General features: G+C 58.6%; 13 protein-coding genes and 2 pseudogenes. 10 read left to right on the top strand and 5 right to left on the bottom strand.

The features are described from left to right. Positions 1–2 precede the first annotated feature (2 nt). Both PVW27_RS20760 and mobQ read right to left on the bottom strand, forming a co-directional pair. Entirely contained in the window at positions 3–350 is a 348-nt protein-coding gene (locus PVW27_RS20760) for a hypothetical protein (RefSeq protein WP_274561007.1), read from the bottom strand. A gap of 20 nt (positions 351–370) precedes the next feature. Next, positions 371–1,651, bottom strand: a complete 1,281-nt coding sequence (mobQ, locus tag PVW27_RS20755) for a MobQ family relaxase (protein WP_274561005.1) — start codon at positions 1,649–1,651, stop codon at positions 371–373. A 236-nt stretch (positions 1,652–1,887) separates the two neighbouring features. Between mobQ and PVW27_RS20750 the strand changes: the two genes are divergently transcribed. The 7 genes from PVW27_RS20750 to PVW27_RS20720 all read left to right on the top strand — a co-directional run bounded on the left by PVW27_RS20750 (position 1,888) and on the right by PVW27_RS20720 (position 7,740). Then, positions 1,888–2,175 (top strand): hypothetical protein, encoded by a 288-nt coding sequence (locus PVW27_RS20750; RefSeq protein WP_274561004.1) that lies wholly within the window; start codon positions 1,888–1,890, stop codon positions 2,173–2,175. After that, complete coding sequence (locus PVW27_RS20745) at positions 2,172–4,016, top strand: type IV secretory system conjugative DNA transfer family protein (protein ID WP_274561003.1); 1,845 nt, start codon at positions 2,172–2,174, stop codon at positions 4,014–4,016. The genes PVW27_RS20750 and PVW27_RS20745 overlap by 4 nt, the downstream gene beginning before the upstream one ends. 317 nt (positions 4,017–4,333) lie before the next feature. Next, on the top strand, positions 4,334–5,362 hold the full coding sequence (locus PVW27_RS20740) for a replication initiator protein A (RefSeq protein WP_238368332.1): 1,029 nt from the start codon (positions 4,334–4,336) through the stop codon (positions 5,360–5,362). 59 nt (positions 5,363–5,421) lie between these two features. Beyond that, positions 5,422–6,093 (top strand): ParA family partition ATPase, encoded by a 672-nt coding sequence (gene parA / locus PVW27_RS20735; protein WP_037931658.1) that lies wholly within the window; start codon positions 5,422–5,424, stop codon positions 6,091–6,093. Then, a complete protein-coding gene (locus PVW27_RS20730; protein WP_132953151.1) occupies positions 6,038–6,337 on the top strand; it encodes a hypothetical protein in 300 nt (99 codons plus the stop codon). Before parA ends, PVW27_RS20730 begins: the two co-directional genes overlap by 56 nt. Before the next feature lie 97 nt (positions 6,338–6,434). Further along, the gene (locus tag PVW27_RS20725; RefSeq protein WP_274560993.1) at positions 6,435–7,130 is read left to right on the top strand and encodes a DNA-processing protein DprA; all 696 of its coding nucleotides are present in this window, start codon (positions 6,435–6,437) and stop codon (positions 7,128–7,130) included. Further along, positions 7,114–7,740: a phosphoribosyltransferase gene (locus tag PVW27_RS20720; RefSeq protein WP_274560991.1), complete on the top strand. Its 627-nt coding sequence runs from the start codon at positions 7,114–7,116 to the stop codon at positions 7,738–7,740. The genes PVW27_RS20725 and PVW27_RS20720 overlap by 17 nt, the downstream gene beginning before the upstream one ends. Before the next feature lie 213 nt (positions 7,741–7,953). On the opposite strand, the pseudogene PVW27_RS20715 reads toward PVW27_RS20720, so the two are convergent. Beyond that, a pseudogene (locus tag PVW27_RS20715) lies at positions 7,954–8,376 on the bottom strand (Tn3 family transposase); the annotation flags it as partial. A gap of 50 nt (positions 8,377–8,426) precedes the next feature. Between PVW27_RS20715 and PVW27_RS20710 the strand changes: the two are divergent. From PVW27_RS20710 to PVW27_RS20700, 3 genes are all read left to right on the top strand, one after another. Beyond that, a complete protein-coding gene (locus tag PVW27_RS20710; protein WP_274560989.1) occupies positions 8,427–8,888 on the top strand; it encodes a hypothetical protein in 462 nt (153 codons plus the stop codon). 180 nt (positions 8,889–9,068) lie between these two features. Then, positions 9,069–9,464 carry a hypothetical protein gene (locus PVW27_RS20705; RefSeq protein WP_274560987.1) on the top strand — a complete coding sequence of 132 codons (396 nt, stop codon included), beginning with the start codon at positions 9,069–9,071 and terminating at the stop codon, positions 9,462–9,464. 153 nt (positions 9,465–9,617) lie between these two features. Then, a protein-coding gene (locus PVW27_RS20700; RefSeq protein ID WP_101754952.1) for an IS5-like element ISPso2 family transposase occupies positions 9,618–10,375 on the top strand; the annotation gives its coding sequence in 2 pieces (ribosomal slippage) (positions 9,618–9,942 and positions 9,942–10,375; 759 coding nt in all). Here the strand turns inward: PVW27_RS20700 and PVW27_RS21630 are convergent. Together PVW27_RS21630 and PVW27_RS20695 are read right to left on the bottom strand one after the other, a co-directional pair. Then, positions 10,359–10,700: a class I SAM-dependent methyltransferase gene (locus PVW27_RS21630; RefSeq protein ID WP_443217145.1), complete on the bottom strand. Its 342-nt coding sequence runs from the start codon at positions 10,698–10,700 to the stop codon at positions 10,359–10,361. The two genes, PVW27_RS20700 and PVW27_RS21630, sit on opposite strands and share 17 nt — an antisense overlap. A gap of 3 nt (positions 10,701–10,703) precedes the next feature. Further along, positions 10,704–10,813: pseudogene (locus PVW27_RS20695) on the bottom strand (IS5/IS1182 family transposase); the annotation flags it as partial.

Here is a 10,813-nt window from a genome sequence, read left to right as displayed (position 1 = left end):
CTTCATTGTAGGCTGGCCAGTTCCTGGTCTTGTAGGTCGGGGGTATGTGTCTGCTCATGCATCCCAGCTACCACGCTGGATTCACGAGATGAATCCCTCACAGGATTTGTGCAACAGAGCCGCTTAAGACCTTCAGGATGTCCTGCATCCAGTTCATGGCACCTCAGGGCCTGGCGCAGCCTTTCATGACCTGCGTTTGCAAGACATAAACCAGCTTCCCCAAAAAGCGCGATGAATTGCTCCTTCGAATAAGAGGCGGGCCCATGCTTGGCGATTTTCTCGGCAATACTGGCAACTTCACCGTCATCCATCTCGCGCGCCCGGACATACTGAGTGTGCAAATCGACCATAAACTGTTTCCTCTCTGTGCTTAACGTTCTCTGTCGCGATCGCGGCCCTGCCCGCGCTCGGGCGCAGTATCACGGCCACGCCCGAGAATGTCATCCCGCCGCCCTTGGTCACGGCCCTCGCCATCACGGGCGACGATGTCCCGCTCGACGGCGGCGGCATCACGTTCCTGCCCGATATCACGCCCACGCCCAAGGATGGCGTTCAGACGCTCCCGAATATGATCGTCGGATGGGGCGCGCTCCCGCCCGACATCCGGCGCTTGCACCTCAGGTCGATAAACGTCGCGCCCCAACACTGCCGCTCGGCGCGCGTCCATATCGCCACCCCGCTCGGCACCAGCCTGCGGCCTCTCAACCTCGCCCATAACCCTCTCCTTGATCCGTTGCATCGCCGCCTCGGCGCGGCCCCAAAGCTGATCCAGCCGCTCACGTGCCGTGGCAATGAAGGCGCGGCCCCGCTCCATCAGCTCAAGCCGCAATTCCAACTGCCGCCAGCCCAGCTCCTGGCGCTGCGCATTGCGCGCCTGCGCCGCGCGGAAAGCCTCACCGCGTTCAGTGACAATCCCGCGCTTCTCCTGAGCATTAGCCGATGGTCCAATTTTCGGCTCGGGCTCGCGGCTGAGCTCGACCACCTTCTTCTCGTGCTCAAGCGCAATCTCTTCCTGCCCGCCCTCGCGCGCCCGCTCGACCTGTTGTTCGGCCTCAGACCGCTGAACATCAAGGGACCGGTGGTCAATCCGCTCCGACCGCCCCGCCCGCTCAAGGGCTGTGTTCGCATCCCGCGCCCAGGCTTCGCGCCAGCCCATCAGCAGGTCCGGCGCATTCCAGCTGCGATCCTTCTTCCCGAACCCCTCGCCGGTCAGCTCGCGCATGGTCAGCATGACATGCGCATGAGGCTGACCGTGACCATCACGGGCCTTGCCCTCGTGAATGGCCACATCCGCGATCATGCCGCGATCGACAAATTCGCGCTGAACAAACCCGCGCAACAACTCCAACCTCTCGCCCCGATCAAGCTCACGCGGCAGCGCCACTTCGATCTCACGAGCAAGTTGGGCATCGCGCCGCTTCTCGACTGCTTCGACTGCGTTCCAAAGCTGGTCGCGATCGCGCATCCAGTCGGGCGCATTCTCTGGGGCCATGATCTCGGAATGAACGACGCCGCCCTTGCGGGAATAATCGTGCTCCAACCCCTGCCGGTCATCCCGCAGCCGCCCAGCCGTCCGGTAGGCGGCGGCTGCGACCGATGACCGGCCCCCGGCCCGGCTGATTACTTTCGCACTGAGATGATAGATCGCCACGGATCGAGCGCCTCTCTTCAAAACAGGGTCCAGCGCCTGGTTGCGCTGGTCGGGAGCGCGAGGGTGAAACCCTTGTTTAGGCGGCATCGCCGCCTTGGGGGGAAGCCGTCCGGCGCGGGGGTTTACCCCCATGAGGACGCGCACGTTGTCGAAGACAATGTATAAGCGCGCACTTAGAACTTTTCAACCTATCAATCCGTCACTACATTCGCACTGATTATCCCCGAGGTTGCCCCATGTCCCACAGCCGCCATCCCGACGCCCGGATCGAAGAGCTGACCGCCAAAAAGGCCCAGCTCGACGCTCAAATCGCAGCGCTCGATGCCCGGCGGCGTCTGTCTGAGAAGAAAGACGAAGACCGCCTCAAATGGCTCCTAGGCACTTTGGTCTTCGACCGTTTGAGCGCTGAACCTGCTCTTCAGAGCATCGTGCGGCGCGACCTGCCAGACCGCCTCACCGAGCGGGACCGCGACCGGAGGCTCTGGCAGATTCTGTTTCCCGATAGCGACGAGGACCGATCATGAGTTTTGTTCTGGAAGCCCGCCACTGGGTGATCATGATCGGTGCTGTGATCCTGGCCGCCGCTGCCCTGATCCTCGCTCCGCAAGCGGTCGCGATCTACCCGGTGACCACCTATGCCTTCCCGATCATCGCCATGGCCACCATCCTTGACACCCTCGGAACCGCCGCAGAGCGTCACAGGACACCGCTGAAGCTCCTCGCATGGGTCTGCCTGTGCGCAGCCACCCTCACAGCCCTGACGCCCCTCAGAGGGCCGCTCAGCGACATACTGGCGACTGTCCAGGCATGGACGGACGCTGGCTGGCCCCTCCCCCGTGCCATTTGGGAAGGATTCAAGGGGCTGGCGCGGTATTCTGATCCGCAGAAACAGGCCATGGCGATCTCCTTCGCGCTCGGGGCCTTCGGCGTGGCTGTCGCTGTCAGCACCCCGCTGGTGGCGATCTTCAATCCGCGCATTGGCCGCAACCGCAAATCCCGCACCGGTCCATGGCAAGCGGGATGGATGGACCCGCGTGACGTGGCTCAGCTGAAGCGCAACAAGACAGGCCTGCCCCTCGCCCTGCACAAGGGCAGGCTTCTGCGCTACGTCAAGAACGATGCGAAGGGATGGCGCGGCGGGCATCACCTCGTTGTCTCCGGCACACGCGGCGGCAAGGGCGTCAGCGCCGTGATCCCGGCGATCCTCGACCATCAGGGGCCAGTCGTCGTCCTGGATATCAAGGGCGAGAATTTCGCGGTCACTCGGCGGCACCGGGAAGAGCTCGGGCGCAAGGTGGCCGTCCTCAACCCCTTCGGCCTCGTCGAGGACGGCAAGGATCAGTTCAACCCGCTCGACTACATCCGCCCCCATGAGCTGGCGCGCGACGTGGCCCTGGTTGCAGACGGTCTGGTCAAACCGGAACAAGGCGATGGGGCGCATTTCTCGGAAATGGCCCGCCAGCTGGTCGCGGCGGCGATCGAAGTGATCGTGACCCAGGAAGAACCCAACCGGCGCAATCTGATCGCCGTCGCTGATCTCCTCCTGTCCGCAAACCTGGACGGCACACTTGAAGCCTGGTCAGATAACAAGGACATCATCGGCCACCGTCCCGCCCAGACCGCCGCCACGATCCTGCGCGCGGGTGACCGCGAACGCGGGTCGATTCAGACGGCGGTCTCGAAAGCTTTTGAGTGGATGCAGTCCGACAACATGCGGCACTTCCTGGCCGGGTCCAGCTTCCGCATGGATGATCTTCTTGATGATCGGGTTGATCTCTTCATCGCTGTGCCCCTCGATCAGGTGGACAAGCAAGCGATCTTCATGCGCCTGTTCATCAACCTCGTTCTGGGCACGGTCGTGCGCCAGGACGGGCGGCGCAAAGTCACGGCTCCGATCCTGCTGGTTCTCGATGAATTCGTGCGTATGGGCCGCATGGAGCAGATCATGAACATCGCCAACGTCGCCGCAGGGGCCGGTGTCGAAGCGCTGTTTGTTACCCAGGATACGGGTCAGGTCGAAAAGGCCTATGGGCCAAACGATGCCCGTTCGATCTTTGGCTCTTGTATCACCAAGCGCGTCTTCAACCTCAACGATATCGAAACCGCTGAATGGGCCGCGCGGCACCTCGGGGAAAGCACTGTCTATTCTCAGCAAATTCGAGAGGGTAAGGCCCCGAACGAGGGCCGGGATTTTTCCTACTCGGAGCAGCGACAGAAGCTCATGACCGCAGAACAGATCACGGGCATGAAGGCGGATGATCTGCTGCTGTTGGTGGGGAACCGCAACCCGCTCAAGGCGAAGCAGAACCTGTATTTCAAGAGCAAGACCTACCGTGGAAGATTCGATCAGAACCCGCTGAATTGAAAGTTGAGCGTTGGAATTTTGTTAAAGGCTTCGCGTTCTGAGGGAGTTAAATAGAGTTATAATAGAGTTACACCTTGGAAAATGGCCAATAACGCTTTGAAAAAAATAATGTTTTACAGAAGGTAGGTGTGTGAAATGACGAAGTTTGGTGTGTGAAATGACGAAGTTTGGTGTGTGAAATGACGATAGCGTAGAAAAGTTATCCACAGGCTGTTGGTGTGTGAAATGACGACTCTTGACGATCGGTGTGTGAAATGACGATAGTGAGCCATGGTGTGTGAAATGACGAATCGCGAGCTCAGCAGAGGGTGTGTGAAATGACGAACGCACGCTCCCCGCTCCTGCCGGACCGGCATCCGCAAAAAGACCTTTTCGTTTGCGACATTGTGGACGCGGTGCCGAAGGGCGACATGGCCTCGATGGAACATCCAGTGTTTACCCTCTCGACCAAGCCGGACATGAAGCCGCGACGCTACCAGAATGGTGATAATTCGATTGAGGTTTCACCGTCACGCTACGGGCTGGCCACAGTCCATGACCGTGACGTGCTGATCTACTGTATCAGTCAGTGCATGGCGGCACTCAATGAAGGCCGCAAAGTCAACCGGTCGATGCGGTTCAAGGCTCATGATTTGCTGGTGGCGACGAACCGTCAGACCTCGGGCCAAGGCTACCAGCTCTTGAAGGATGCGCTGCGGCGTCTGCAAGGCACGCAGATCGAGACGAATATCCGCCAAGGTGGCAAGGAATATTTTAAGGTCTTCGGCCTGATCGAGTCCGCGGAAATCGTTCGGGAGACACGTGACGGTCGGATGCAGGATGTCGAGATCACACTGTCGGATTGGGTGTTTGATGCCATCGAGAACAATCATGTTCTGACATTGAACAAGCAGTATTTTTTCCTCCGAAAACCGCTTGAACGGCGGCTCTATGAACTGGCCCGCAAGCATTGCGGCGCACAACCCAAGTGGAAGTGTGGGCTCGAACTCTTGCGCGACAAGTGCGGGTCAGGCTCAACCACGAAAGAATTCAGGCGATTGATTTCGAAGATCATCGAGGATGACGCGGTGCACGACCATCTCCCCGACTACACCATGAGCATCGAAAGCGATAATGTTGTCTTTCGCCCCAAAGGGGCTGAGGCGGTGGTCGCCCCCTCCTTCCTGGCGTTGCGGTTCAGAAAACCAGACACACATGATGAGGCGCGGCGTCTTGCGCCCGGGTGGGACGTCTACGTGCTGGAAAACGAGTGGCGGTCATGGGTGCATGACAAGGCTATCGACGTGAAGGATGCCGATAAGCACTTTCTGGCCTTCTGCAATAAGCGAGGCGCATACCAGAATTAAAACGCACAAATGTGGGTTTGTGGCTTTACGCTTTCCCACGAATGTGGTGAGGTGGACTCATGATAATATCTTTCCTGAACCAAAAAGGCGGCGTCGGTAAAACCACCCTATCGGTGAACGTGGCGGGCTGTCTGGCACGCCAAGGCCACCGGGTGCTTCTGATCGACGCTGACAAGCAAGGCTCGGCCACAACATGGGCAAGCCTGCGCGAAGATGCGCCCTTCCAGGTTGTCAGCATGGCACGGGCCAACATGGCGCGGGACGCGCTAAAGCTTGCCCAAGACTATACTCACACCATCATCGACGGCCCGCCGCACGCGGAGGAGATTGCCCGATCTTGTATCGTTGCATCGGACTTTGTGGCGTTGCCTATCGAACCGTCCGGTCTCTCGACGTGGGCATCTGACCTGACAGTGCGTCAAGTCAAAGAAGCGCAGGAATTCAAGCCTTCCCTCAAATGTGGGTTTGTGGTTTCCCGCAAAATAGGGAAAACTGTCATAGGGCGAGATATTCGCAACATGGCTGCCGAGGCGGGTTTGCCAATCCTAGCAAGTGAGATCGAGCAACGGGTGGCCTTCGCTGAAGGTATGACCATGGGGCAAACGATTTTCGAGTGGGCTGGCGATAGCAATGCGGCCCGCGAGATCAACCAACTAACGAAAGAGATTGAGCGGTATGTCGAAGAAGACATTTTCGGCGGCTCCGAAGCCGAAGCAGCAGCCAACGGATGACCAAATCCTCGCGTTTGAACGTGGCGGGGCAGGGCATGACACGACACGGGCAGACAAGCCGGTCGCGAAGACCATGCCGGATGAGCCGACCAAGCGCCTGAGCCTGGATCTTCCGGCGAGCCTGCACACGCGATTCAAAACGGCGTGCAGTGCGACGGATCGGAAAATGGTAGGTGAACTCCAAGCCTTCATTGAACAGCGCACGCAAGAATTGGAAGAGGATGCGGGCATAACCCGCAAATGAACAAAAGCACAAATGTGGGTTTGTGGAAAATATTGTGCAGACGGGATTTGTGGCTTAAAAACAAAGGGGAGGGCGGCGGCGCAAGAAACGTCACCGCATGATGAGAATGCATGCAGAGCTGAGAACGAGAGACGCCCTTGGGCCATTCGGCCCGGTCGAAGAAAAGAACGCACCAGACGTGTTGTACACGGCGGGTGATACCGCGCTTTTGACCGAAGGCTCGCGCGTGGCGATTGTCGGCTCAAGAAAAGCCACCCCGGACGGCATCAAACGAGCACAGGCTGTTACTCGTGCCTTGGTGCAGCAGGGTATCATTGTCGTCAGCGGCCTAGCCGAAGGCATCGACACAGTGGCGCATAGAACTGCGATAGAAGAGGGCGGGCGCACTATAGCGGTGCTCGGCACGCCCTTATCCAAGGCGTACCCGGCCACGAATGCCAGTCTACTTGAAGAGATCAAGCGTGATCACCTAGCGATTTCCCAGTTTCCCGAAGGTTATCCAGGCAAGAGCGAGAATTTCCCGCGCCGCAACCGGACGATGGCGCTCATCTGCGATGCTACCATCGTGATCGAAGCAAGCGAGAAGAGCGGGACCCGCCACCAGGGATGGGAAGCTATCCGGCTTGGCCGCGATCTCTACCTGCTTGAGAACGTCGCAACCAATCCGAACCTAACTTGGCCGAAGCAGCTCATCGAGTACGGAGCACAAATCCTACGCCGTGAAGACCTGCCCGATATCTTGCTCGATATTCCGAACTACACTGCTGGGGGCGTTCGTGCCTTCGAGCTATGAGTATGGCACCTTCGCCAACTATTCCCCACGCGGTAGCTCGGAGCTATCTGTAACCTCCCGAAAAGCCTGTGGCGCGATCAAGGCTGGCCGGGTCAATGTCATCGCCTCGGCCGTTCCGCACCTGCAAGCCTCGAAGGCAGACGCTTTGCGGCCTTTTCTCGGGCCTGATGTCACCTTGGTGCCGGTACCGCGCTCGGCGCCACTCCCCGATGGGGCGCTTTGGCCTGCCAAGGTGATCTGCGACGTGTTGCACGAGCACGGGTTCGGCCAAGATGTACAAACCTATCTGAAAAGAACGAGGGCTATACCGCGTTCGTCAAATTCACCGGCGGCGGAAAGACCACTTGTCCCTATTCACCTGGAAAGCATCGAGGCGGAGAGACCGTTCTTCGTGCCGAACAAGATCACCATTGTGGATGATGTTCTGACCATGGGACGGACAAGCTTTGCTTGCGCGGAACTCCTTCGGGCTGTCTGTCCGGACGCAGAAATTCGTATTTTTGCAATGATCCGGACGCAAGGCCTGCAAGAAGACATTGAGAAAATTGTTGATCCGGCCATAGGCACCATCATTGGCTACCCATCCGGCAAGACCCACCGTGACCCATAAATGAAAAGATGTGGGTTTGTGGGTATGTGGCGGAAATGGGAATTGAGTTATAAAGACAAATTAGGGGTAGATTCCGGTAGGGGGCAGGATCGTATCACAAGGCCCTGACGCCCCCTACTTCCCTTCAATTTGAGCTCTGTGGTCGCCTTCGTGGTGGCGATGAGCGCTGTGCGCCCGTTTGGTGGCTGTGAAGGCGGCAAGATATAGGCATGATTACTTCACAACCTTACCCCCTGCTTGCCGCCGCCACCTGTATTCGCCGGTGAGCAGGATGTGCGCCCATCCGAGCGGGGAGATATGTGCCAGCAGATCGGGGCCGCAATTCAGCCCGGCCCGCTGCCGCGCGGCCACGGCCTGACCGAGGTACTTGGTGTTCCAGTAGATGATGATGGCGGCGAGCAGGTTGAGGCCGGCCATGCGGTAGTGCTGCCCTTCGGCAGTGCGATCCCGGATCTCACCCTGTCGCCCGATGCGCAGGGCGTTTTTCAGAGCGTGATGGGCCTCACCCTTGTTCAGGCCGATTTGGGCCCGGCGCTGCATGTCTGCGTCGAGGAGCCACTCGATGATGAAGAGGGTGCGCTCGACGCGGCCGATTTCACGGAGCGCCAGGGCCAGCTCGTGTTGGCGCGGATATCCGCGCGGCGCAGGCGCGCAATGCACAGCGCCAGGAGCTGGGCTGGCGGCAGTTGGAATTGCGGCTTGAGCTGATGGAGCGGGGGCGCGCCTTCATCGCCACCGCGCGCGAGCGGCTGGATCAGCTCTGGGGCCGCGCCGAGGCCGCGATGTCACGGATCAAGGAGAGGGTTATGGGCGAGGTTGAGAGGCCGCAGGCTGGTGCTGAGCGGGGCTACATGGATGCGCGCCGGGCGGCAGTGTTGGGGCGCGACGTTGATCGACCTGAGGTGCAAGCGCCGGACATCGGGCGGGAGAGGGTTGCGCCCGACGATCCAGACCGGGAGCGTCTGAACGCCATCCTTGGGCGTACGCGCGATATCGGACAGGAGCGGGATGCAGCGGCGGTAGAACGGGGCATTGCCGCCCGCGACGGCGAGGGCCGTGATCAAGGGCGGCGCGTGTCCATTCTTGGACGTGGGCGTGATCGTGCGCCCGAGCGCGGGCAGGGGCGCGATCGCGACAGAGATGGATGATTTTATTGTGGTTCGATCAGCTAGCAATGAATTCGTCAGCTATGTGGTGCGGCTTTTCCACAGAAATCGACAGAGCGTGCAGAAAATTAATCGTTTTTCGGATCTTATCTGCACTCAGTGGATGTTAATATGTGTGGTGAACCAAATGGCAGGAAGTCACTTCTCGAGGAGAAATTGTAGATGACGCATCCAAATGAAGTTCATCAGAGTTGGCACGAAAAGGAAGCTATTTTTTGGGAGCTGCAAAATCGTCTGGGTGTTCCCGGCTTTCACGGCGACCGACATAGCTGGAACTCGTTCGAGACTGAATTTGACAAGGCCGTGCAACACCGGACAAAACGGAATTACGCCATCTATGTTCGTGCCTATGATTTTGGGAAGTATCCGGCGATCTACGAGGCGATGGAGACTGTTGGTGCGCGAGTAATTTCCTTGCAGGAGGCCGATGATCTTGTTGCGGCAGGAAAGACCATACCCGGCGTCCCTGGCGCTCCTAGGGAACCCATAAAAACCAAACAACGCCCTTGGTGGAAATTCTGGGCAAAACTGATGGAACCAGCAGGTCGTCATACATAAGCCATCTATCCGATTAAAACCGTGTACTTTAGTGACCGTAAATGAAGCCTGTGATCCCGGCAATGATGCCGGTCCCGCTTTGAGCGCTAGGGTCAGGATGCATTGATTTCTGTTGCGCTACGTGATTCACGCCTCCGAAAACGGAGCGGTGACATGAGCGATCTCTTCTGGCTGACCGACGCGCAGATGGCGCGCCTGGCTCCCTTCTTTCCCAGGTCGCACGGGAAGCCCCGGGTTGATGACAGACGGGTGCTGAGCGGGATTATTTTCATCAATCGCAATGGCTTGCGTTGGCGCGATGCGCCCGCCGCGTATGGCCCACATAAGACGCTCTACAGCCGGTGGAAGCGTTGGAGCGAAAAGGGCATCTTCGCGCGGATGATGGCCGGGCTGGCGGCGGAACACGGCGAGAAAACGACCGTGATGATCGACGCAACATACCTCAAGGCCCATCGAACGGCGACCAGCATGGCCGCCAAAAAGGGGGGCGTGGTCGCCTGATCGGTCGAACCAAAGGCGGTATGAACACCAAGCTGCACGCCATCTGCGACAGTCAGGGGCGACCGATCGACCTGTTCGTCACCGCTGGACAGGTCAGCGATTATATCGGCGCTCGGGCCCTGCTGAGTGGCCTGCCAAACGTCAAATGGCTACTCGGGGATCGTGGCTATGACGCTGACTGGTTCAGAGAAGCGTTGCAGGACAAGGGGATACGTGCCTGCATCCCAGGCCGGAAGAAACGCAAGACGCCGATCAAATACGATAAGCGGAGATACAAGCGGCGTAACCGCATCGAGATCATGTTCGGCAGGCTCAAGGACTGGAGGCGCGTCGCGACCCGCTATGACCGATGCCCCAAGGTCTTCCTCTCAGCCATCGCCCTCGCGGCTCTCGTCATCTATTGGTTATGAATCCTGACCCTAACTTCGGTATCCAACCTTCATAATCTTCTTTCACATCATCATAAAAGTGCCTTCCATCTACATGTAGAAGGTCTATCGAGCCGTCCTCAATATCTTCTCTGGCAGCGTCGAAGGTTTTTCGCAATAATGTGCTAAACGAAGAGTATTTCTTGTTTTCATCTCGAACAGCTTGGAAGACCTCTTCACTGTATTGCCCTGCATGGACGTCCCCCACCCAAGTATCCACTGCGATGCATTGGGTTGGTAAAGCGGCTTGGTGAACTGCCTCACACATTGCGAAATAAGAGTAACCCCAGTGAGTCCCTAGGGTCAGGACTCATAGCCAATAGATAACGATCGCCGCAAGCGTGATGGCGGAGAGAAAGACCTTCGGGCAGCGATCATACCGTGTTGCGACCCGTCGCCAGTCTTTCAGTCTACCGAACA

It is taken from the genome of Seohaeicola sp. 4SK31, assembly GCF_028802875.1.
GTDB lineage: Bacteria > Pseudomonadota > Alphaproteobacteria > Rhodobacterales > Rhodobacteraceae > Seohaeicola.
The sequence above is the reverse complement of the archived record's forward strand: the minus strand, read 5'-3'. Positions and strand labels throughout refer to the sequence as shown.